This window comes from Caballeronia sp. LZ065 (genome assembly GCF_031450975.1).
Taxonomy (GTDB): Bacteria; Pseudomonadota; Gammaproteobacteria; order Burkholderiales; family Burkholderiaceae; genus Caballeronia.
The window spans coordinates 1,058,017-1,079,767 of record NZ_JARUXV010000003.1; the positions used below are offsets into that span (position 1 = coordinate 1,058,017).

Below are 21,751 nucleotides of genomic sequence, written 5' to 3' on the forward strand. Positions count from 1 at the left end.
GAAACCGATTTTTGTCCAGCGGGAGCCGCATGGCATTCTCTGTCCATCACCACCGCTTCAAACAACGACCCAAACCGTGAACAAGGATTCCAGCGTCATCGGGGCCGAGCGCCTGCTGCTCGTGCTGAGCGCACTCGCCAGCCACGGCAAGGCCATGTCCGTGAAGGACATGCTCGGCGCCACCGGTCTCGCGCAAAGCACGCTCTACCGGCAAGTCGCGCTGCTCAAGCGCTGGGGCTTCGTCTCGGAAGACTCCGGTTATTACGCGCCCGGTCCCATCAGTCTCCAGCTCGCGCTCGGCTTCGACGTCAACTCGATGCTCGTCGAAGCCAGCCGCGACAGCATGCTGCAACTCTCCCGCGCGACGCAGGAAAGCGTCGGCCTCATCGTCGCCGTGAACGACCAGGTGATCTGCCTCGAAATGATCGAGAGCACGCACTCGCTGCGCTGCTCCTTCGAGAAAGGCCGCGCCGTGCCGCTGCGTGCGGGGGCATCGGCGAAATCGCTGCTCGCCTTCATGGCCGATAAAACCCGCGCCGAAACCCTCGACCGCCAGTTCGCCGGCGACCCCATCGCGCGCGCCGCCCTCGAAGCCGAACTCGACGCCATTCGCGCGCGCGGCTACGCGGTCAGCGACAGCGAGATCGATATCGGCGTGTGGGGCGTCAGCGCTCCCGTATTCCGGCGTCCGACGCGTGGCAGCGGCAGCGGCGGCGCGGCCGCGTCGATCACGCTGATGGCGCCCTCCTCGCGCGCCGCCGGCCGCGGACAGCAACTCGCCGACTGGACCGTACGCACGGCCAACGCCATTAGCACCCAATTGCAGTCCAGCTGACCGATTCAAAAACCGAACCACACCCGGAGCCCACACGATGAAACTCAAGAACCTCTTTACCGCCGCGAGCCTCGGCTTTGCGATCATGGCCGCCGTGCTGCCCGGCAGCGCCGCCGCAGACGACTCGAAGGTGCTGAACGTCGCCACCGACGCCACCTTCCCGCCGATGGAATTCGTCGACAAGGGCCAGCGCACCGGCTTCGACATCGACATCATGAACGCGCTGGCGAAGGCAATGGGCAAGACGGTCCAGTGGACCGACATCGACTTCAAGGGGCTGATTCCGGGTCTCGTCGCGCGTCGCTTCGATGCCGCCATCTCCGGTATCTACATCACGCCGGAGCGCTCGCAAGTCGTCGACTTCACGCAGTCGTACTTCGCAGGCGGCCTCTCGGCGCTGGTCAAAGTCGATTCGCCGATCAAGACGCTCGCCGATCTCAACGGCAAGAAGGTCACGGTGCAGGTCGGCACGAAGTCCGTGAACTTCCTGCGCGACAACTATCCGCAAGTGCAGCGCGTGGAAGTGGAAAAGAACCAGGAAATGTTCGATCTCGTCGGCATCGGCCGCGCGGATGCCGCCGTCACCGGCAAGCCCGCCGCGTTCCAGTTCGTGCGCACCCGCCCCGGCTTCCGCGTGCTCGACAAGGAACTGACCACGGAAGCGTATGGCATCGCCGTGCGCAAGGACGAGCCGCAACTGCGCGACCAGATGAACGCCGCGCTCGCGAAGATCAAGGCCGACGGCACCTACGACGCCATCGTCAAGAAGTGGTTCAGCACGACCGCCACGACGGCCAGCGCCAAGTAAGCCCACGGACCTGATCCATGCAACTCGACTTCACTCCCGCCGTCGCCGGCTGGGCCGACATCGCGCACGGCGCGCTGGTCACGGTGGAAGTGACCGCCGCCGCGCTCGTGCTGTCATGCCTGCTCGGGCTTTTGATCGGCATCGGCCGGCTGGCGCCGCAACGCCGGCTGGTCTACGGCTTCTGCACCGGCTATCTGATCTTCTTCCGCGGCACGCCGCTGCTCGTGCAGTTGTTCCTGCTGTTCTTCGGCCTGCCGCAGTTCGATATCCTGCTGCCCGCGTTCGTCTGCGGCATGCTGGGGCTCGGGCTGTATTCGGCGGCGTATGTGTCGGAGATCGTGCGCGGCGCAATTCAATCGGTGGATCGCGGCCAGATGGAAGCGGCGCGCTCCATCGGCATGTCGTCCGGACAGGCGATGCGCGCGATCATCCTGCCGCAGGCCATCGTGCGCATGATTCCGCCGCTCGGCAACGAGTTCATCGCGTTGATCAAGAACTCGGCGCTGGTGTCGCTGCTGACCATCCACGATCTGATGCACGAAGGACAGAAGATCATCAGCGTCTCCTACCGGTCGCTGGAGGTGTATATCGTGATCGCGCTCGTCTATCTCGTGCTCACCCAGACGACCAATTACATTCTTCACCGCGTCGAGCGTCGGCTGCGCGCAGGAGGCATGGTGCAATGAACAGCGCTCAACCCATCGTCAGCATCCGCGAACTCACCAAGTCCTTCGGCACGCATCGCGTCCTGAACGGCATCGACTTCGATATCCAGCCGAGCCAGGTCGTCGTCGTGATCGGGCCGAGCGGCTCCGGCAAGAGCACCTTCCTGCGCTGCTGCAACGGCCTCGAACAGCCGGAACACGGCACCATCGACATCTGCGGGCATCGGCTCGTCGATCACGGCGCGATGCTCAAGGAGCGCCCGCTCAATGCGTTGCGCACCGAAGTCGGCATGGTGTTCCAGTCGTTCAATCTGTTCCCGCATCTTTCGGTGCTGCACAACATCACGGTCGGCCCGCGCATGCTGCGCGGCGTCTCGAAAGCCGATGCCGAAACCGCCGCGCTCACGCTGCTCAAGAAGGTCGGCCTCGAACACAAGGCGCATGCGATGCCCGGGAGTCTCTCGGGCGGGCAGAAGCAACGCGTCGCGATTGCCCGCGCACTCGCCATGCAGCCGCGCGTCATGCTGTTCGACGAACCCACGTCGGCGCTCGATCCGGAACTCGTCGGCGAAGTGCTGCAAGTGATGAAGCTGCTCGCCGCCGAAGGCATGACGATGCTGGTCGTCACGCACGAGATGGGCTTCGCGAAGGAAGTGGCGGATGTCGTCGTCGTGATGGACGGCGGCGAAATCGTCGAGGCGGGCCCGCCCGCGCAGATCTTCTCGACGCCCACGCAGCCGCGCACGCGTTCGTTCCTGCAAGCCGTGCTGACGCGCGCATGAAGCCCGCCCTGATTCGCGGCGATACGCTCGTCGCCTCGCCCTGGAAGAACGGCGGCGGCATCACGCGCGAAGTCGCGGCGCAGGCGCCGACATGGCGCGCGAGCATCGCGGATATCGACCGGCCCGGCCCGTTCTCGCGCTTCGACGGCATCGATCGTCTGCTCGTGCTGCTCGACGGCGCGGGTGTCGTGCTCGGCGAACAGGTCGTCGGGCACGCGCTGGGGCTGGCCCGCTTCACCGGCGAAACGCTCATCGACGCGCAACTCATCGACGGCCCCGTGCGCGTGTTCAACCTGATGACGCAGCGCGATGCCGCGCGCGCATCGGTGGATGTCTGGCAGACGCCGGGCACGCGCGTCGTGAGCGGCGACACCGTGCTGCTGCATTGCGCGCGCGGCACGCTCGACGTGCGCGTCGGCGGGACGCATATCAGTCTGACGAAGATGGACACGCTGCGCATGGACGAAGCGGACGCCGTCGAAGTCGGGATGCAAGGCGACGGCGCGCTGCTGTGCGCGTCGCTCGAAACCGAAGTCCGATCATGAACTCATCGAACTCATCGAACTCATCGAACCCAGCGCTTTTTGCGGCGCACGCGCTGCTGCCGGACGGCTGGCGCACCAACGTGCTGCTGGAGTGGAACGACGCGGGCACGCTCGTCGCCGTGACGCCGGACATGCGCGAGATTCCCGCGAGCGCTGCGCGCGCCGCGGGACCGGTCGTGCCCGGCATGCCGAACCTGCATTCGCACGCGTTCCAGCGCGCGATGGCGGGCCTCACCGAATATCGCGCCAACCCCGCCGACAGCTTCTGGAGCTGGCGCGACCTGATGTACCGCTTCGCGCTGCGCATCACGCCCGAGACGCTCGGCGCGATTGCGCGCTGGCTCTATGTCGAGATGCTCAAGGCGGGCTACACGTCGGTCTGCGAGTTCCATTACGTGCATCACGCCGAGGACGGGGCGCAGTATGCGCATCCGGCCGAACTGGCGCTGCGCGTCGTGGATGCGGCCAGGGAAACCGGCATCGGCATGACGATGCTGCCCGTGCTCTATCAACAAGGCGGCTTCGATGCGCAGCCGCCGCGCGCCGACCAGCGCCGCTTCATCAACTCCACGGAAGACTATCTCGACTTGCTGAGCGGCTTGCGCACGGCGCGTCCCGAACACGGCGCGCTGCGTTATGGCGTCGCGCCGCACTCGCTGCGGGCGGTGTCGAAGGATTCGTTGCGCACGTTGCTCGACGGTCTCGACGCCATGTCGCCCGGCGCGCCGGTGCACATTCACATCGCGGAGCAGACGGCCGAAGTGGACGCGTCGCTCGCGGCGCTCGGCGCGCGCCCGGTGCAATGGCTGCTCGATCACTTCGACGTCAACCCACGCTGGTGCCTCGTGCATGCCACGCACGTCGATGCCGGCGAAACGCTCGCGCTCGCCCGCAGCGGCGCGGTCACCGGTCTGTGCCTGACCACCGAGGCGAATCTCGGCGACGGCTTCTTTCCCGTCGCCGACTATCTCGACGCACAGGGCGCGTTCGGCGTCGGCTCGGACAGTCATATCGGCGTGGACTGGCGCGCGGAACTGCGTCTGCTCGAATACGGCCAGCGGCTCCAGCGGCGGCAGCGCAACGTGCTCGCGTCGGCGTCGACGGTGCAGGTCGCGGACCGGCTGTTTCACGGCGCGCTCGAAGGCGGCGCCCGCGCGACAGGCCGCGCCACCGGCAAGCTCGAAGCCGGCGCGCGCGCCGACTGGCTCGTGCTCGACGCCGATCATCCGAATCTCGCGGAACAAACGCCCGCGACGTGGCTCTCTTCCGTGGTCTTCTGCGAACACGGCGAAACGCCGGTGCGCGATGTTTTCGTCGGTGGAGAATGCGTGGTGCGCGAGCGTCGTCATCGGGACGAAGCGCGGCACTACGCGGACTATCGCCGGGCGCTCTCGCAACTGCTCGCCGACGCCTGAACGCAAGCCAACCCAGGACGCACGCTCATGAACGATCTCTTTTCCCTCGAACGCGGCGATGCGCCGCTGCTGATCTCCATTCCGCACCTCGGTACGCAGATTCCGGACACACTGCGCAGCCAGTACACGGATGTCGCGCTGACGGTCGCGGATACCGACTGGCATCTCGACCGCCTCTACAGCTTCGCTCGCACGCTCGGCGCGACGATTCTCGGGGCGCGCCTGTCGCGCTATGTGATCGACCTGAACCGTCCGCCGAGCGATGAAAGCCTTTATCCGGGGCAGACGACTACCGGCCTGTGTCCCGATCTGACGTTTCGCGGCGAGCCGGTGTATCGCGAAGGCTGCGTGCCCGATGCCGCCGAGAAGCAACGGCGCGTCGCGGCCTACTGGCAGCCGTATCACGACACCTTGCGCGCCGAGTTGAAGCGTCTGCGCGAGCGGCATGCGAACGTGCTGCTGTGGGAAGCCCATTCCATCGCGAGCGTGCTGCCGCGTCTCTTCGATGACAAGCTGCCCGACCTCAACATCGGCACGCAGGACGGGCGCACGGCGGCGGCTTCGGTGCAGCAGGAAGTGGAGCGCGCGGCGGCGGCGGGTCCGTTCACGTGGATCGCCAACGGACGCTTTAAGGGCGGCTACATCACGCGGCACTTCGGCGCGCCCCAGGACGGCGTGCACGCCGTCCAGCTGGAGATGTGCCAGTCGACTTACATGAACGAGGCCGCGCCGTTCGAGTACCGGCCTGAAGTCGCGCAACAGGTCGAGCCGGTGGTCGAGAACATGGTGAGCGGCGCGCTGCGAGCGGTTGTCGCGCTGAGCAAGACGGCGGGCTGACGATGCCGTCTTGAATCAGGTGACGCGTCTGGACCCGTCGTCGACGACCGCAACAGGTCGAGCCGGTGGTCAAGATCGTGGCGCTGAACACGGCGGCGGGCTGACGATGCCGTCTTGAATCAGGCGTCGTCGAGGAGCAGGTCGCGGAGCGCATCGAGCGCCGCTGAGTAATGGCCCTTGCGCCAGACCAGCAGCGTATCCACCTGCCCCAGTTCGCCGAGCGGATGGACATCGACGTCATCGTCCAGGCGCGCCAGTTCCAGCACCGAACGCGGTGCCACCGCGACGCCCGCGCCCGCCGCCACGCACGCGATGATCGCGTGATACGAGGCCAGTTCCAGCACCCGCGCGGGACGAATACCCTGCTGCTCGTACCAGCGCATCGCATAGGAGCGATAGGCGCAGCCGCGTTCGAACGCCACCAGCGTGAGGCCGGCCGGCTCCTGCGCGAGGGCCGTCGGATCCTGTCCGCGCGGCGTGACCAGCGTCAGTTCTTCGCGGAACACCGGCACGGTTTCGAACTGCGCGGCGCCGAGCGCGTCCGGTTCGATCGGCCGCGCCATCACCGCTGCATCCACCTCGAAGGTGCGCACGCTTTCGATCAGCGCGCGCGTGACGCCCGTCGCCAGCTCCAGCGTCACCTGCGGCCAGCGCCGGTGATACGCGGCGAGCACGCGCGGCAGACGGCTCGCCGCCGTGCTTTCCATCGTGCCCAGGCGCAAGCGCCCTTGCGGCCGGTTCTCGCTGACCGCATGACGCGCTTCCTCGGCCAATGCGAGCAGGCGTTCGGCGTAGGGCAGCAAGGTCTCGCCGGCGGGCGTCAGCACGAGACGCCGGCCATCGCGGACAAACAGCTCCGTGCCCAGTGTTTCCTCCAGCTGGCGAATGCGCGTCGTCACGTTCGATTGCACCCGGTTCAGCTTGAGCGCCGCGCGCGTCACGCCGTTTTCGCGAACAACGGCTCGAAAGATGGTCAGCGCAGCCAGATCCATGATCTTTTCCGAAGATTGATTCCATCTCGATTATTCATTTTTCAAGATGGATCGGTCAAGGTAGCATCAGCGGATCATCGCTCTGACTTTCATGCTCATGGCATCGCCACTCCCTGTCTCGTCCGCCTCCGCTCATCCCGCGCGCCATGCCGCGCTCGCCTGCGCCGTGGTGCTGGCGGTTGCGCTGGGCGTCGGACGCTTTGCGTTCACACCGCTGCTGCCGCTGATGCTGCACAGCGGCGCGCTCGACATCCGGCACGGCGGCTGGCTCGCGTCGGCCAACTACGCGGGTTATCTGATCGGCGCGCTGTCGTGCGCGGCGATTCGCATCGATCACGCGCGCATGGTGCGGCTCGCGCTCGCCTCGACCATCCTGCTGACCTTCGCAATGGGCATCGTTCATCTGTTCTGGCTCTGGATCGCGATCCGCTTCGCGGCGGGCGTCGTCAGCGCGTGGGCGTTCGTGTTCGCGTCGCAATGGGGCCTGCGACGGCTCGCGGAACTCGACGCGCAGGGCTACGGCGGCGTGATCTATGCCGGGCCGGGGGTCGGTATCGTCGCGACTGGCCTGCTCGGCGCCGCCGCCGCTGCCTTCGCCGTGCCCGCGCCGTGGGTATGGGACGGCTTCGCGGTGTGCTCGGCTTTGGCCGGCCTGGCCGTCTGGAAGACCTTCACGCGGCAGGCATCGGCCAGGCATGGCCGCGCGACGCCTCACAGCGGCAGCGAGACTGGCGTAGCGCGCGCCGATTCGATCGGATTGATCGGTCTCTACGGACTCGCCGGGTTCGGCTACATCATCTCGGCGACGTTCTTGCCCGTCATCGCCCGTCAGGCCTTGCCCGGTTCCGCATGGCCCGATTTGTTCTGGCCGGCCTTCGGACTCGCGCTGATCGCCGGCGCCCTGCTCGCCGCGCGTCTGCCATTGTCGTGGGACAACCGTCTGCTGTCGGCCGGGTTCTATCTCATTCAGGCGCTGGGCGTCGCCTCGGGCATCGTCTTTCCCACCGCGCTCGGGTTCGGCATCGGCAGCCTGCTACTGGGCTTTCCCTTCACCGCGATCACCCTGTTCGCGATGCGCGAGGCGCGCCGCCTGCGCGGCGACGCAGCCGCCGGATTGATGGGCTACGCAACGGCGTCGTATGGATTGGGGCAGATCGTCGGGCCGCTGGTCGCGGCGCCTATCGCCGAGCACACCGGATCATTCTCGGCCGCGCTGTGGATCGCGGTGGCGGCGCTCGCGGCCGGAGCTGTCGGATTGATCTGGCTGGGGACGCGCGCCTCAGCTCAGCGCTAGAAAGCGCGTAGAGGGGATCAGCAGGCCACGCTATCGCGCGCCGCTTGAGAACGGGTCGCCGGTTGCGCGATTTCCACCCGGTCCCCACCGAGCGACTTCGCGCGGTACAGCGCGCGGTCGGCGATGGTCAGCAGATCGGTCAGCGCGGCGCCGGCCGTGCCGCATTGCGCCAGGCCGATGCTCACGGTCGCGCGGATCTCCACGCCCGCCGCGCCGGGCGTGCTCGACTGCGCGAAACGCCGGACCACGGCCTCCGCCGTCGCGCGGGCGCGATTGCAGTCGCGCCCCGGCAGCAGCGCAGCGAACTCCTCGCCGCCGATGCGCGCAACAATCGCCTCGGGTCCCAGCGCATCCTGAGCAATCGACGCGAACGTCTTCAGCACGGCGTCGCCGGTTTCGTGACCGTGACGGTCGTTGATGATCTTGAAGTTGTCGAGATCGAGCGCGAGCAGGCAAACCGGCTGCCGTGCATCCGCGCGCCGGATAACGCGCACGCCTTCCTCGAAGAACCAGCGGCGATTGCCAAGCCCCGTCAGATAGTCCGTCCGCGATTCCTTCAGCAGTTCGCCATGCGCCTCGTCGCGCACGAAGCGCAGCAGGGTCATCGGCAGAATGACGGAATAGAGCACGCCTTCGTACATCGTGGCCTTGGCGATCGCCGACAACATGCCCGGCCCGAGCGAGGCGGCCAGCCACGGCAGGATCAGCGCGCGTGCGGCGTAGAAGAGCGCGTGAAAACCCGCGACAAACGCCGCGATATCGCGCGACTGCAAGCGCCGGGCGCGCTCGCCGCGCAGCAGTTCACGCGCGGTCATGCCGCTGGCGAATGCAATCGGGATGGCGCTGACGTAATTCCACATCGGCACTTCCCAGCGCACGCCCGCGATGACCCACGCGAACGCCACGCCGGCCAGCACGCCGATGGACAACGCGCCATAGCGCCGGCCATTGATGATGGCGACGCCGCGCAGCAGCAGCAGATAGCCCGACACCATGATGAGGTTGCTCAGGGCCGATCCGATCGCGCCGGGCAGCGCGTGGCGCACCGCGACGGCCGCGCAGCCGGCGGCGAGCGTCGCGTAGCCGGCGGCCAGCGTGCCCAGCTCCCGCCTGCGTCCGGCATGGCCGCGGCGTTCCCACAGCGTCATCCCGCAACTGGCGAGGAGCGTGCCGATGGCAAGCAGATAGATGGTAATGAGATCGACATGCATGCTGTCGCGTGCCTGATGTGTCCAGAAGACTTTTCCGTGCGACTGTTAACGGCAGGCGAACGTCAAACTTGAAGTGAATCGGCGGCATGGGCATTTTTGGGCGCGAGCTCCGCACTGTCGGACCGGCGCCAACGCACCGCGCGCGGCCGTTATGTCGCGGCCAACACACTGGCGTAAGACAAGACTCCAGGCGGCCGCTGGCATCTACCGCCTTTCCCTTTCTCATCAACGGTTTGCACGATCTTCACGCGCGCGAAGCGTCTGCTGGCACAGCTCTCGCAATAGATGTCGCGAGCGCAACGACACGCGCTCCCCACCCAACCGGAACCCAGGAGATTCACCATGAAGATCGACAACCTCGCTGTCAGCAAAGACCTCGCTCAGGAAGAGATGGAAGCCATCGTCGGCGGCAGCGTGTTCCAGAACAACGGCATCAACGCGAACCTTCAGGCTGGCGGCGTTTCCTTCGCGAGCCCGCAGACCAACGTCGCGCCCGTGACGCAAGTGGATGCATCGACGCACACGGACGTCGACCTGAAGGAAATCACGAAGTCGGTCACTTCGGTGGGCAGCCTGATTCAAGGCTTGAAGATCTGAAGCAAGGCACGCGCTCCGGCGGGCGAAGGATTCGGGGATCCTTCGCCCGCCGGACGCAGCACCGCTCAGCGCGGCGCCGATATCACTTCCAGCGCGACCAGATTCGATACATAGCGGCCCGCCTTGCCATCGCCGGGAATGACGAGCCGCGCAAAACCGGTCGTCGTCAGGGGCGCGCCGTTCATCTCATACGCGACGATGTCCGGCTGATTGCCGAAATCGGGCGACAGTTCAGCCAGCGACAGGATCACGCGATAACCATCGCTGCCCGTCGCGATCAGGTAGAAACCCAGCACATCGTTCTTGACCGTCGAACTGGTCTGGATGCCCGCCGCATTCAGCAGATCCCACAGGCCCACGCCCGTGTAGGTCGTCGAGCCGACCGTGCGTGTCACCGCAGGAAGCGCCTGAAGGGCGGCGAGATCGAAGCTTGCCGGCGTCGTCACTGCGCCGGACAACTGGAATTGCGTCGTGGTCCCGCCGCCCGCCACGTGAACCGCCGATACCGCCGTGCCCACCTTGAGCGTCACGAGGTTCGACACATAGCGGCCGCCCTTCACGTCGCCCGGCGCGGTGACGCGCAGCGGGCCGTCGGTCGACGACAGCGCCGCGCTCGTGCCGTTGATCGTCTCCGCATACGCCACCTGATTGCCGCGATTGCCGAAGTCCGGGCTCAGCTCGCCCATCGCGAACAGTGCGCGGTAGTTGTCACTGCCGGTCGCGATCACGTACTTCGCGAGCACGTCGTTCTTGACCGCCGCGTTCGTCGTGATGCCGATCTGGTTCAGCATGCTCCAGAGGCTCGCGCCGGTGTACACATGCGTCTGCTGGCCCGTGCCGCTGCCGAAGGACACGGTTTGCGTCGTCGCGGGCTGCGCCTGAATCTGCGCCAGCGTGAATGGCGTCTGCGTGGTGACGTCGCCGGAAACCGACAGCACGGTCTTCGGCGGCGGCGGCGGGGTATCGTCGTCACCGCCGCCGCAAGAGGCGGCCGCGAAAGGAAGCAGGATGAGCAGGATGAGCGGCGATGCCAGCCGCTTCAGAACAGGGGAAAGCCTCATCGTCGGTATTCCCTCCGGTCAGCGGATCGACGCCGTTCATGCAGCGCAGCGCGCGTGATATCCCGCTCGTTATGTTTATGTGGATACAGCGGCGATCACATTCGCAGAATCGCGTGCAAAAGGCAAGACAGGTTCGTGCGATGAACGGCTCAACGCGGCGCGCGGCCTTCATGTCTGTCGAATGGGCGGAAGACTTCGAGGGCCCAGTCGATGAACGCACGCATGCGCGCGCTGTCGTGCTTCGACTTCGCGAAGACGAGATGCAGCGGATGATGCGGCCGCGTCCACTGCGGCAACACTTCGACGAGATCGCCACTCTCCACCCATGGTTGCGCCATGAAGCGAAACGTCTGACCGATGCCGAGTCCGCTAACGAGACTGGTCAGGTGCGCGGTGCTTTCGTTGACGGAGACGCCATGCAAGCCGCGCGGATCGAAGCGCACGGTATCGTCGCCGTGCTCGAACAGCAGTTCGAACACACGCCCCGTGCGTGACGAGAAGTAGGCGATCACGTCATGGTCCGCGAGCGCATCCGGATGCGCCGGCACGCCACGCGCGGCGACATAGTCCGACGACGCATACGTGCCCCAGTCCAGCGCGGCAAGCGGCCGTGCGACGAGCGAGGTATCGGTGAGGTCGCCGCCGCGTATGACGCAATCGACACCTTCGCCGATCAGATCCACTTCGCGATCGCCCACGCCCAGTTCGAGCTGAATCTGCGGATGACGCTGGCGGAACGAAGGCAAATGCGGCAACACGATCAGATTGGCCAACGATGACCCGACGTCGATCCGCAGACGCCCGCGCGGACCGCCCCGCGCATCGGCGAACAGGGTGTCCATCTCGTCGATGTCGGCGAGCACCTTGGTGGCATGGAGATAGTAGGCCTGCCCTTCCTCCGTCACGCTCACCCGGCGCGTGGAGCGTTGCAGCAGCTTCACGCGCAGATGCGCCTCGAGATCCTGAATCAGTTTCGTGACGGTGGGCTTCGGCATGTTGAGCGTGTCCGCCGCCTTGCTGAAGCCGCCCGATTCGGCGATCCGTACAAACACGCGCAACGCCGTCAGCTGATCCATGTTCACGCTCGCCGAATGATGAGCGATAAGTTTAGCGATTATTCACGTTTATGAATAATCAATTAGCCACGGCGGCGTTTATTCCCGGCGTGGAAACGCCTATCTTTCCTCCATCGACTCAAACATTCAACTGGAGGTCAGCATGAACAAGCGTCTCGAAGGGAAAATTGCACTGGTCACGGGCGGCACGAGCGGCATCGGTCTGGCGGCGGCGCGGGATCTCGCACGCGAAGGGGCGAAGGTGTATGTGACAGGACGGCGGCAGGCAGAACTGGACGCGGCGGTGGCGGAGATCGGCGGCAACGCTCAGGGCGTCCAGGGCGACGTCACGCGCGACGACGATCTCGACACGCTGATGGAGCGCATCCGCGCAAGCGAAGGCCGGCTCGACATCCTGTTCGCCAACGCGGGCGGCGGCAGCATGCTGCCGCTCGGCGAGATCACCGCGCAGCATGTCGACGACACCTTCAACCGCAATGTCCGCGCCGTCGTGTTCACCGTGCAGAAGGCGTTGCCGCTGATGCCGCGCGGTGGATCGATCATCCTGACCGGCTCGATCACCGGTTCAAAAGGTACGCCGGCATTCAGCATCTACAGCGCGTCGAAGGCGGCGGTGCGTGCGCTTGCACGCAGCTGGGTGCTCGACCTGAAGGAGCGCGGCATTCGCGTGAACGTGGTCAGCCCCGGCTCGACTCACACGGTGGGTCTCGCGGAACTCGGCGGGGCATCGAAGGAAGCGCAGGACGGCCTGCTGACCTATCTCGCCTCGCTGGTCCCGATCGGACGCCTCGCCGCGCCGGACGAAATCGCGAAGGTAGTGACCTTCCTTGCCTCCGATGATTCGAGCTTCATCAACGGCGCGGAGATCTTCGCCGACGGCGGACAGGCGCAGGTCTGACGTCAGATCGCCATGCCGCCCGAGACCTCGATGCGCTGCGCATTGATCCAGCGATTGTCCTCCGACAGCAGCGACGCGATCATCGGTCCGATGTCGTCGGGCAGGCCCGGGCGGCCGAGCGCCGTCATCTCGGTGACGCGGCGGTTGACCTCGGGATTGTCGCGCACGATGCCGCCGCTGAAGTCGGTCTGAATGGCGCCCGGCGCCACCACGTTGACGGCGATGCGCCGGGGCGCCAGTTCCTTCGCCATGTACTTGGTGAGCACTTCCACCGCGCCTTTCAGCGAGCCATAGGCAGCGCTTTCCGGAATGATGATCCGCGTGAGGCCCGACGAGATATTGACGATCCGGCCGCCGTCGTTGATCAGCGGAAGCAGCTTCTGCGTGAGAAAGAACACGCCTTTGAAGTGGACGTCATAAAGCGCGTCGAGTTCGGCCTCCGTCGTCTTTGCGATGCTGTTGTGATGCGACGTGCCCGCGTTGTTCACCAGGTAGTCGAAGCGTTCCGCTTGCCAGCCGGCGAGCGTGCGGCGCACGTCATCGGTGAAGGCGTCAAATGCGCCGACGTTGCCGGTATCGAGTTGCAGCGCGGCCGCCTTGCTGCCCGTCTCGGCGACGAGCGCCAGCACCTTGTCCGCTTCCGCGCGATTGCTGTGATAGGTGAAGATGCAATCGACGCCGCGTTGCGCGAGATTGAGCACCGTGTTCCGACCGAGCCCGCGGCTTGCGCCGGTCACGATCGCGATCTTGCTGGCAGACATGGCTGACCTCTCTGTGAAGTGAGCCCACAGGATAGCCATTCGAATGCGTTCGAATAATCCGTGCAGCGTTGCACGGGCTGTGCTGGCATGCGAACAATGGCGCATGCCAGCATCAGATCAAGGCGTAAGCGGCGTTCCTTCGCCCGGCTGGTTCGCGAGACCCGCGCGCGTTACATCGAACGCCAGCTTCTTCGAGCTCTCGTCGTAGCGGCAGCGCACCTTCGCGCCTTCGCTGACCTCGCCTCCGAGCATTTCTCTTGCAAGCGGGTTCTCGATCGACTGGCGAATCTGCCTGCGCAATTCACGCGCGCCGAACTCGGGCCGATAGCCGACTTCCGCGAGATGATCCACGACGGATTCGTCGAATTCAAGCGCGATGTCCTGGCTGTGCGCGAGACGCTGCACCTGGTCGAGCATCAGCCGCACGATCTGCCGCACTTCATCGCGGCCAAGGGACTTGAACAGGATGATGTCGTCGATCCGGTTCAGGAACTCCGGCCTGAAGTGCTGCTGCAACACTTTCATCACGCCGCTTTGCAATGAAGCATCCGCATCCGACGCCGTGCTCGTGAAGCCCAGCACGCCGCGCTTCTGTCCGGCGATCACATCGGAACCGAGATTGCTCGTCGCGATGATCAGCGTGTTGCTGAAGTCGACGACGCGGCCCTTGCCATCGGTGAGGCGTCCGTCGTCGAACACTTGCAGCAGCACGTTGTAGACATCCGGATGCGCCTTCTCGATCTCGTCGAGCAAGATGACGCTATAAGGCCGCCGGCGCACGCGCTCGGTCAACTGGCCGCCTTCGTCATAGCCCACGTATCCCGGCGGCGAGCCGATCAGCCGCGACACCGCATGACGCTCCATGTACTCGCTCATGTCGACGCGCAGCATCGCGTCTTCATCGCCGAACACGACTTCCGCGAGCGCCTTCGCCAGCTCGGTCTTGCCGACGCCCGTCGGCCCGAGGAACAGGAACACGGCAATCGGCCGGTTGCGCCCCTGCAAGCCCGTGCGCGCGCGGCGCACCGCGTCGGATACGGCCTCGACCGCTTCGTCCTGACCGATCACGCGCTTGTGCAGGCGTTCTTCCATCTGCAACAGGCGCGCGCGTTCTTCCTCGGTCAGTTGCGCGACCGGAATGCCTGTGAGCGTCGCGACGATCTCCGCGATCTGCGCGACCGTCACCGTCGATGTATTCGTGCCGACGCGCTTCTTCCAGGTGTCGGTCGCTTCGTCGAGTTCCTTTTGCTTTTGTTCGAGTTCGCTGTCGAGCGCATGCGCGCGGTCGAACTGCTTGCGCGACGCCGCGTAGTCCTGTTCGCGCCGCAACTGCGCATGCTCGGCTTCGAGTTCGAGGATTTCGGCAGGGCGCGAAGTGGCCGAGAGATTCACGCGGGCGGCGGCCTGATCGACGAGATCGATGGCCTTGTCGGGCAGGAAACGCCCGGTGATGTAACGGTCCGACAATTCGGCCGCGCCGACGATCGCATCGTCCTGGATGGTCACCTTGTGATGCGCTTCGAGACGGTCGCGCAGGCCGCGCAGGATGTTGATGGTCTGCGCGACCGTTGGCTCCGCCACCAGCACCGGCTGGAAGCGCCGTTCGAGCGCCGCGTCCTTCTCGATGTGCTTCTGATATTCGGCGAGCGTGGTTGCGCCGATCAGGTTCAGCTCGCCGCGCGCCATGGCCGGCTTGAAGACATTGGCGATGTCCAGCCCGCCTTCGCCGCCGCCCTGCCCCGCGCCGACTATCGTATGCACCTCGTCGACGAACAGCAGCAGCGAGTCACGGTTCGCGCCAATTTCATCGACGACCTGCTTCACGCGCTCCTCGAACTCGCCGCGAAATTTCGCACCCGCGACCATCGAATTCACGTTCAGTTCGACGAGCCGTTTCTCGCGCAGCGACTCGGGCACGTCGCCGTTCACCATGCGCTGCGCGAGTCCCTCGACGACGGCGGTCTTGCCGACGCCCGGTTCGCCGATCAGCACCGGATTGTTCTTGCGGCGGCGCGCGAGCACTTCGACCATCGTCTCGATCTCGCGTGCGCGTCCGATCACCGGATCGAGATGTCCTTCGCGCGCGAGTGCGGTGAGGTCGCGGCTGAACTTGTCGAGATTCGGCGTGCGCGAAGGCGGCGTGTCGCCGCCGCGCGGCGGCGCGCCCGCGCCGACCGTCTGCGCGGTCTGCTGCCTGAGCGCCTGCGGATCGACGCCGAGCTTGCCGAGCAATTGCCCGGCGAAGCTGTCGGGCACGTCGGCGAGACCGATCAGCAGATGCTCCGGCGCGACATAGCTGTGCCGCAGTTGCCGCGACGCGAGAAATGCGCGGTCGAGCGCGCTCTTCAGACGCGGCGACACACCGATCATGCCGTCCGCCGGCGGCGGGGACGTGCCATAGCAGCCCGGCGCGTTGGCATCGATATAGGCGCGGATCTGCGCGGGATCGATTCCGAGGCTCTTCATCAGCGACTCGATCACTGCGTTGTTCGCCAGCTCGTAGAGCAGGTGTTCGGTATCGACCTGTGAACATCCGGATTGCACGGCGCGCTCGGCCGCGCGCATCAGCATTTCCTTCGCGCCGTCGCTGAAATAGCGGTCGATGTTCGCGCCTTCGGCTTCATTGCGCCGTGCGCTGGGGGCCGTGGCTGCATCGGCGGAACCGGCCGGCTCGACGGCACCGGCATGGCGGGCTGTTCAGGCGCGCCGCCGAGGAACAGCGATTCGAGCGGCGAGAGCGCGCGCTGATGCCGGGTCAACTGGGCATAGTGAAAGTCGCACACGTCGAGGACATGCCGCTGACCGTTGCGCAAAACGGCCAGCCGCACCGTGGCGGGACGCGCGGCGCAAACGTCGCACAGATGAGCCATGTTCGGGTTCCTTTCATGAAGGGCGTGCGCCCGGCGAGGGATCGATGCAACCGCTATTCCTGATGCCTGGCCTTGCACGGTCCGCGATGAGATCGGGCAGTCATGGTACTGCGCAAGCCGCTTTGCATGCGGGAACGATATTTGCAGGAAGCCGTGCCGATTTCGCTATGCTGAACTCGCTTGCTCGCCCGCCGCCAGCGCCTTGATGCGCCCGGCCACTTCGGGATCGAGCGGCGTGTAGACGATCATGCCGAGGTCAGGCCGGCCATCGACCGCGAAGGCCGAATACTCCAGTTCGACCGCGCCGAGCAGCGGATGCTGCAGGCGCTTGACGGCATGCACGTCCGAATGCCCTAACACATCGTTGTCGCGCCACAGGGCTTCAAACTCGGGACTGGCGCTGCACAGTTCGTCGACAAGATCAGAGGCTTCGGACACGATCCCAGCGCGCGCCACGTCCGCCCGGAACGCCCCGACGACAAAGCGCGCGACGTTCTCCCAGTCATGCTGTTTCGCGCGCACGGCGGGATGACGGAACAGGAACTTCAGGATATTGCGCTGACCCGGCGGCAATGCACCGTAGTCAGTCAGCACGACGGCCGCCGCGCGGTTCCACGCCACCACATCCCATGTGGCCGTCTTGATGATCGCCGGACTGGCTTCGAGCGAATCGAGCAGACGCTGCAAGCGCGGATTCACGCCTTCCACGGTTTGATAACGGACTTCCGGCGGCCTGCCAAGACCGAGCATGAACAAGTGCTCGCGTTCGGTATCGGTCAGCAGCAACGCGCCGGCGATGCGTTCCAGCACGTCCGGCGAAGGCGCGCCGCCGCGTCCCTGTTCGAGCCACGTGTACCAGGTCGGACTGATGCTGGCGCGCTGCGCGACCTCTTCGCGGCGCAGTCCGGGCGTGCGGCGACGACCCGTGAAGCCGAAGCTGGCCGGATCGAGACGAGTGCGGCGGCTACGCAGGAAATCGCCGAGTGAGCGCGGTGCGTTCAAGGTGTTAGTCGTTTTACTATGATGCGGTCACTACTTTAACGGGATAAGAAAACGCAGGATAGTGCATGGGTTCGATCAAGGAGAACCCCAATCATGCGAATTTTTCTGACTGGCGCGACCGGTTTCATCGGCTCGGCGCTTGTTCCCGAACTCATCGCGGCAGGTCATCAGGTCATCGGCATGACGCGTTCCGATGCCGGCGCGCAAGCCTTGGCCGATGCCGGCGCCGAGGTGCATCGCGGCACGCTCGAAGACCCCGCCAGCCTGCGCGACGGCGCCGCCCACGCCGACGCCGTCATCCACACCGCCTTCGACCACGACTTCTCGCGCTTCGTCGAGAACTGCGAAAAAGACACGCGCGCGATTGCCGCGCTCGGCGAAGCGCTCAAGGGCTCGGACCGTCCGCTCGTCATCACGTCGGGCACGGGAATCGGCATCGGGGAACAGGGCGGCCTGGCGCGCGAGGACATCTGCAACCTGAAGCATCCGAATCCGCGCATTGCGTCGGAGATTGCGGGGCAGGCGTTGCTGGAGCAAGGCATCAACGTGTCGGTCGTGCGGCTGCCGCAGGTCCACGATCCGTTCCGCCAGGGGCTCATCACGCCGCTCATCGGCATCGCGCGCGAGAAAGGCGTCTGCGCGTATGTCGGCGACGGCGCCAATCGCTGGCCGGCGGGGCATCGTTTGGATGTCGCGCGGCTGTACCGGCTCGCTGTCGAGAAGGCCGACCGCGGGGCGCGCTATCACGCGGTCGGCGAGGAAGGCGTCAGCGCGCGCGACATCATGGAGTCGCTCGGGCGCGGCATGCGGCTTCCGGTCGTGTCGATCACACCCGCTGAAGCAAAGGATCACTTCGGCTGGATGGCGATGTTCATCGCCCTGGACATGCCCGCCTCCAGCGCGCAGACGCAAGCCCGTCTCGGCTGGCAACCCGCCGGGCCGACGCTGCTCGCCGATCTCGATCAGGCGCGTTACCTCTGACAGCCTGCCTGCGGGTTGCGCGCGGAAAGTGGCTTGCGCTTATGATCGACCGGGCATGACACACCGTTGTCCCACCCTTTCGAGCGTGAATCCATGAGCGACTTTCCTTATCGCAGCGCGCTGATCGTCGGCGCCGGAGCGGGCATCAGCGCTTCGCTCACGCGGCGCCTGCGCGCCGAGAACATTCCTGTCGTGATCGCGGCGCGCAACGTCGACAAGCTGGCTTCGCTGGTGGATGAAACGGGCGCCGTCGCCTTGCCCGCCGATGCCGCCGATGCCAGCCAGATCGACGCGCTCTTCAGCGAGACCGAGGCGCGCATCGGTGCGCCGGAGATCGTCGTGTACAACGCCAGCGGCCGCGTGCGCGGACCGCTGGCCGAACTGGATGCGGCGGAAGTGGAACGGGCCGTCGCGGTTTCCGCGCTGGGCGCCTTCCATGTCGTGCAGCAGGCCGCGCGGCGCATGACGCCGGCCGGGCGCGGCGCGATCCTGCTGACCGGCGCGACCGCCGGCGTGAAGGGCTTTGCGCTGTCCGCGCCGTTCGCGATGGGCAAGTTTGCATTGCGAGGGCTCGCGCAAAGCGCCGCGCGCGAATTGATGCCGAACGGCATTCACGTCGCGCATTTCGTCATCGACGGCGGGGTGCGCGGCTCGCATCCCGAAGCCTCCGGCGCGCCCGACAGCCTGCTCGATCCCGATGCAATCGCGCAATCCTATATCGATGTGCTGCGCCAGCATCGCAGCGCATGGACGTGGGAGCTGGAACTGCGGCCGTGGGTGGAAAAGTTCTGAGTCGGCGCGGCACAGACAGGCTTCTCTGCTTCGTCGGGCGCGCGCCGACATATCCGCCGTGCCCACACGCTCGCCAAAACCGCCCGTTCCTTTACTGACAAGGACTTCAACGCTCTCCTGACGCCGCTGGCACAGCTCTCGCATAGGTAGCTGCGAGCGCAACGAATGATGCTCAACCAACCCAACCAGCCATTCAGGAGATTCATCATGTTGAAGATCGACAACCTCGCCGTCAGCAAAGAACTCGACCGTGCCGAAATGGGCGCCATCGTCGGCGGCAGCGTGTTCCAGAACAACGCCATCAACGCCAACGGCCAGTTCGGCGGCGTGTCCTTCGCCAGCCCGCAAACCAATGTCGCGCCGGTCACGCAAGTGGATGCCTCCACGCATACGGACGTCGACCTGACCAACGTGACGAAGTCGCTCACGGCGGTTGGCAGCCTGGTTCAAGGCATGAAGCTCTGAGCATCGCTGTACTGCAAGTACGAGCACGGGCACGAGAGGAGACGGACTGCACCGTCTCCTCTCCCGGAACCTTGGCCCTGCCTCACGCCGAGGTTCCCGGAGAGGACTGCTGGCTTGCCGGCGGCCTCTCGTGCTGCTGTGCGTAGTGCGTCGGCGGCACGCCAACATGACGCGTGAACGCGACGCTAAAGGCACTCGCCGAGCCGTACCCGACACGTTCCGCCACCTTCGCGACGCTGCCTTCCTTCTGGCGCAGCAGCTTCCTCGCCAGCGCCATGCGCCACGACAGCAGATACTCCATCGGCGCCACCCCCACTGCACGGTTGAAGCGTTCGAAGAACGCCGAGCGCGACAGCGCCGCCGCCCGCGCCAGTTCCACGACGGTCCAGGCGCGCTCGGGACGCTCGTGCATCTGACGGATGGCAAGCGCCAGACGCGCATCGGCGAGACCGCGCACCAGCCCCGGCGATGCCGCCGTGCCGGTGGAGCGCAAGGCCTCGATCAACAGCACCTCCAGCAAGCGCGCGAGCACCATGTCGCGCGCGGGCCGCTGCGCGCGCGATTCCTCCCTGACGAGCTTGACGAGCGTAGCCAGCCGGCGCTCGCCGCGCACATGCACGAGTTCCGGCAGCAAGGAAACGAGCAGCTCCGCATCCGGCGAACCGAACACGCAATGGCCCACGAGAATCTGGATATCGCGCGGCGCGTCTTCCGCGCCGATCCGGAAGCCGCCGTCGGCCAGCGCGACCGGAACGGCATCGGCTTGGTCTGCGTCGGGCGGGTCGAGACTCGACATCGTGAATTCGTCGAGTTCGGGGACCAGCACGAAGTCGTCGGTCTGCAACGTGACGGGGTCGCGGCCGTTGGCCACGAGACGGCACGCGCCTTCGAGCACCACGCAGTAGAACGGCAAGTGGGCGTCCGAGCGCCGCACGCGCCACCGGCCACTGCCGCTCACCACCTTCGAGAACGCCGCGACCGGCTGCAACAACGTGACGACGTCCGCGAACGGATCGACCATGGCCGGACTTCCTCGAATGAAAACTGGACGTTCGATTGTAGCAAGTCCGGCCTGGGCGAATTATCGTGAGAACTCGTTCACTCACCTGCGGATTTGCCATGCCCACCGTATTGATCACCGGATGCTCTTCCGGTTTCGGCCTCGAGATCGCCCGTTATTTCCTGGAGCAGGACTGGAACGTCATCGCGACGATGCGCACGCCGCGCGAAGACATCCTGCCCAAGTCCGACCGTCTGCGCGTGATCGCCCTCGACGTGACGGACCCGCACAGCATCAGCGCGGCCGTCGCGAGCGCGGGTCCGATCGACGTGCTCGTCAACAACGCGGGCATCGGCTATCTCAATGCGGTCGAAGCCACGCCGATGGCCACCGCGCGCGAGATCTTCGAGACCAACACGCTCGGCACCATCGCGATGACGCAAGCCGTGCTGCCGCAGTTTCGCGAGCGCAAGTCAGGCGTGGTCGTCAATGTGACTTCGACCGTGACGCTGCGGCCGCTGCATCTGCTGTCCGTCTATACGGCCAGCAAGGCGGCGGTCAACGCGTTCTCGGAATCGCTCGCGCTGGAGCTGGAACCGTTCGGCGTGCGCGTGCGGATCGTGCTGCCCGGCCGCTCGCCCGAAACGAAGTTCGGCGACAACGCCCGGACGCGCATGCAGAGCGGCTTTCCCGAGCCTTACGCGAAGCTCGCGCAGTCCGTGTTCGAGCGCTTCGAGAACGACTCGACCGTCACCTATTCGCGCGATGTCGCCGAGGGCGTGTGGCGCGCGGCCACGGACCCGTCGAGCCCGATGCGCATTCCCGCCGGCGCGGATGCTATCGAGTGGGCCAAGGCGGGTTGAG

Annotated in this window: 21 protein-coding genes and 1 pseudogene; 14 read left to right on the top strand and 8 right to left on the bottom strand. The window is 65.9% G+C overall.

Annotated elements, in window-relative coordinates; translation table 11 throughout:
- Nucleotides 1–76: 76 nt before the first annotated feature.
- Genes QCE63_RS24825 through hutG form a run of 7 tightly spaced genes read left to right on the top strand, consistent with a single transcriptional unit; the run spans nucleotide 77 to nucleotide 5,887 of the window.
- A complete protein-coding gene (locus QCE63_RS24825) occupies nucleotides 77–835 on the top strand; it encodes an IclR family transcriptional regulator (RefSeq protein ID WP_309836710.1) in 759 nt (252 codons plus the stop codon).
- Between the two features lie 37 nt (nucleotides 836–872).
- The gene (locus QCE63_RS24830; protein ID WP_309836711.1) at nucleotides 873–1,643 is read left to right on the top strand and encodes a transporter substrate-binding domain-containing protein; all 771 of its coding nucleotides are present in this window, start codon (nucleotides 873–875) and stop codon (nucleotides 1,641–1,643) included.
- Between the two features lie 17 nt (nucleotides 1,644–1,660).
- Complete coding sequence (locus tag QCE63_RS24835) at nucleotides 1,661–2,329, top strand: amino acid ABC transporter permease (RefSeq protein WP_309836712.1); 669 nt, start codon at nucleotides 1,661–1,663, stop codon at nucleotides 2,327–2,329.
- Nucleotides 2,326–3,090: an amino acid ABC transporter ATP-binding protein gene (locus QCE63_RS24840; protein WP_309836713.1), complete on the top strand. Its 765-nt coding sequence runs from the start codon at nucleotides 2,326–2,328 to the stop codon at nucleotides 3,088–3,090. Before QCE63_RS24835 ends, QCE63_RS24840 begins: the two co-directional genes overlap by 4 nt.
- Nucleotides 3,087–3,635, top strand: a complete 549-nt coding sequence (locus QCE63_RS24845) for a HutD family protein (protein WP_309836715.1) — start codon at nucleotides 3,087–3,089, stop codon at nucleotides 3,633–3,635. Before QCE63_RS24840 ends, QCE63_RS24845 begins: the two co-directional genes overlap by 4 nt.
- Nucleotides 3,632–5,050 carry a formimidoylglutamate deiminase gene (locus QCE63_RS24850; protein ID WP_309836716.1) on the top strand — a complete coding sequence of 473 codons (1,419 nt, stop codon included), beginning with the start codon at nucleotides 3,632–3,634 and terminating at the stop codon, nucleotides 5,048–5,050. Before QCE63_RS24845 ends, QCE63_RS24850 begins: the two co-directional genes overlap by 4 nt.
- A gap of 27 nt (nucleotides 5,051–5,077) precedes the next feature.
- Nucleotides 5,078–5,887 carry an N-formylglutamate deformylase gene (hutG, locus tag QCE63_RS24855; protein WP_309836717.1) on the top strand — a complete coding sequence of 270 codons (810 nt, stop codon included), beginning with the start codon at nucleotides 5,078–5,080 and terminating at the stop codon, nucleotides 5,885–5,887.
- A gap of 119 nt (nucleotides 5,888–6,006) precedes the next feature.
- Here the strand turns inward: hutG and QCE63_RS24860 are convergent, their stop codons facing one another.
- Nucleotides 6,007–6,879, bottom strand: coding sequence for a LysR substrate-binding domain-containing protein (locus QCE63_RS24860; RefSeq protein WP_309836719.1), 873 nt, complete (start codon nucleotides 6,877–6,879; stop codon nucleotides 6,007–6,009).
- 97 nt (nucleotides 6,880–6,976) lie between these two features.
- On the opposite strand from QCE63_RS24860, the gene QCE63_RS24865 reads away from it, so the two are divergent.
- Nucleotides 6,977–8,173, top strand: a complete 1,197-nt coding sequence (locus QCE63_RS24865) for a YbfB/YjiJ family MFS transporter (protein WP_309836721.1) — start codon at nucleotides 6,977–6,979, stop codon at nucleotides 8,171–8,173.
- A 17-nt stretch (nucleotides 8,174–8,190) separates the two neighbouring features.
- Here the strand turns inward: QCE63_RS24865 and QCE63_RS24870 are convergent, their stop codons facing one another.
- Nucleotides 8,191–9,384, bottom strand: coding sequence for a GGDEF domain-containing protein (locus QCE63_RS24870; RefSeq protein WP_309836723.1), 1,194 nt, complete (start codon nucleotides 9,382–9,384; stop codon nucleotides 8,191–8,193).
- Between the two features lie 342 nt (nucleotides 9,385–9,726).
- Here QCE63_RS24870 and QCE63_RS24875 point away from each other — a divergent pair, with 342 nt between their 5' ends.
- Nucleotides 9,727–9,981 carry a hypothetical protein gene (locus QCE63_RS24875; RefSeq protein WP_309836724.1) on the top strand — a complete coding sequence of 85 codons (255 nt, stop codon included), beginning with the start codon at nucleotides 9,727–9,729 and terminating at the stop codon, nucleotides 9,979–9,981.
- 65 nt (nucleotides 9,982–10,046) lie between these two features.
- Here the strand turns inward: QCE63_RS24875 and QCE63_RS24880 are convergent, their stop codons facing one another.
- Nucleotides 10,047–11,042 carry a molybdopterin-dependent oxidoreductase gene (locus QCE63_RS24880; protein WP_309836725.1) on the bottom strand — a complete coding sequence of 332 codons (996 nt, stop codon included), beginning with the start codon at nucleotides 11,040–11,042 and terminating at the stop codon, nucleotides 10,047–10,049.
- A gap of 149 nt (nucleotides 11,043–11,191) precedes the next feature.
- Nucleotides 11,192–12,118 carry a LysR family transcriptional regulator gene (locus QCE63_RS24885; RefSeq protein WP_309836727.1) on the bottom strand — a complete coding sequence of 309 codons (927 nt, stop codon included), beginning with the start codon at nucleotides 12,116–12,118 and terminating at the stop codon, nucleotides 11,192–11,194.
- A gap of 142 nt (nucleotides 12,119–12,260) precedes the next feature.
- Between QCE63_RS24885 and QCE63_RS24890 the strand changes: the two genes are divergently transcribed.
- A complete protein-coding gene (locus QCE63_RS24890; RefSeq protein ID WP_309836728.1) occupies nucleotides 12,261–13,016 on the top strand; it encodes an SDR family oxidoreductase in 756 nt (251 codons plus the stop codon).
- Between the two features lie 2 nt (nucleotides 13,017–13,018).
- Here the strand turns inward: QCE63_RS24890 and QCE63_RS24895 are convergent, their stop codons facing one another.
- From QCE63_RS24895 to QCE63_RS24905, 3 genes and pseudogenes are all read right to left on the bottom strand, one after another.
- Nucleotides 13,019–13,777, bottom strand: coding sequence for an SDR family oxidoreductase (locus tag QCE63_RS24895; protein ID WP_309836729.1), 759 nt, complete (start codon nucleotides 13,775–13,777; stop codon nucleotides 13,019–13,021).
- 117 nt (nucleotides 13,778–13,894) lie between these two features.
- Nucleotides 13,895–16,647, bottom strand: a pseudogene (locus QCE63_RS24900) (ATP-dependent Clp protease ATP-binding subunit).
- Nucleotides 16,648–16,812: 165 nt separating this feature from the next.
- On the bottom strand, nucleotides 16,813–17,649 hold the full coding sequence (locus QCE63_RS24905; RefSeq protein WP_309836730.1) for a helix-turn-helix transcriptional regulator: 837 nt from the start codon (nucleotides 17,647–17,649) through the stop codon (nucleotides 16,813–16,815).
- 93 nt (nucleotides 17,650–17,742) lie between these two features.
- On the opposite strand from QCE63_RS24905, the gene QCE63_RS24910 reads away from it, so the two are divergent.
- From QCE63_RS24910 to QCE63_RS24920, 3 genes are all read left to right on the top strand, one after another.
- Nucleotides 17,743–18,630, top strand: a complete 888-nt coding sequence (locus QCE63_RS24910; RefSeq protein ID WP_309836731.1) for an SDR family oxidoreductase — start codon at nucleotides 17,743–17,745, stop codon at nucleotides 18,628–18,630.
- Between the two features lie 93 nt (nucleotides 18,631–18,723).
- On the top strand, nucleotides 18,724–19,422 hold the full coding sequence (locus QCE63_RS24915) for an SDR family NAD(P)-dependent oxidoreductase (RefSeq protein ID WP_309836732.1): 699 nt from the start codon (nucleotides 18,724–18,726) through the stop codon (nucleotides 19,420–19,422).
- Between the two features lie 207 nt (nucleotides 19,423–19,629).
- Nucleotides 19,630–19,887 carry a hypothetical protein gene (locus QCE63_RS24920; protein ID WP_309817331.1) on the top strand — a complete coding sequence of 86 codons (258 nt, stop codon included), beginning with the start codon at nucleotides 19,630–19,632 and terminating at the stop codon, nucleotides 19,885–19,887.
- Between the two features lie 82 nt (nucleotides 19,888–19,969).
- On the opposite strand, the gene QCE63_RS24925 is transcribed toward QCE63_RS24920, so the two are convergent.
- Nucleotides 19,970–20,908, bottom strand: coding sequence for an AraC family transcriptional regulator (locus tag QCE63_RS24925; protein WP_309836735.1), 939 nt, complete (start codon nucleotides 20,906–20,908; stop codon nucleotides 19,970–19,972).
- 98 nt (nucleotides 20,909–21,006) lie between these two features.
- Here QCE63_RS24925 and QCE63_RS24930 point away from each other — a divergent pair, with 98 nt between their 5' ends.
- The gene (locus QCE63_RS24930; RefSeq protein ID WP_309836737.1) at nucleotides 21,007–21,750 is read left to right on the top strand and encodes an SDR family oxidoreductase; all 744 of its coding nucleotides are present in this window, start codon (nucleotides 21,007–21,009) and stop codon (nucleotides 21,748–21,750) included.
- The last annotated feature ends 1 nt before the right edge of the window (nucleotide 21,751 follow it).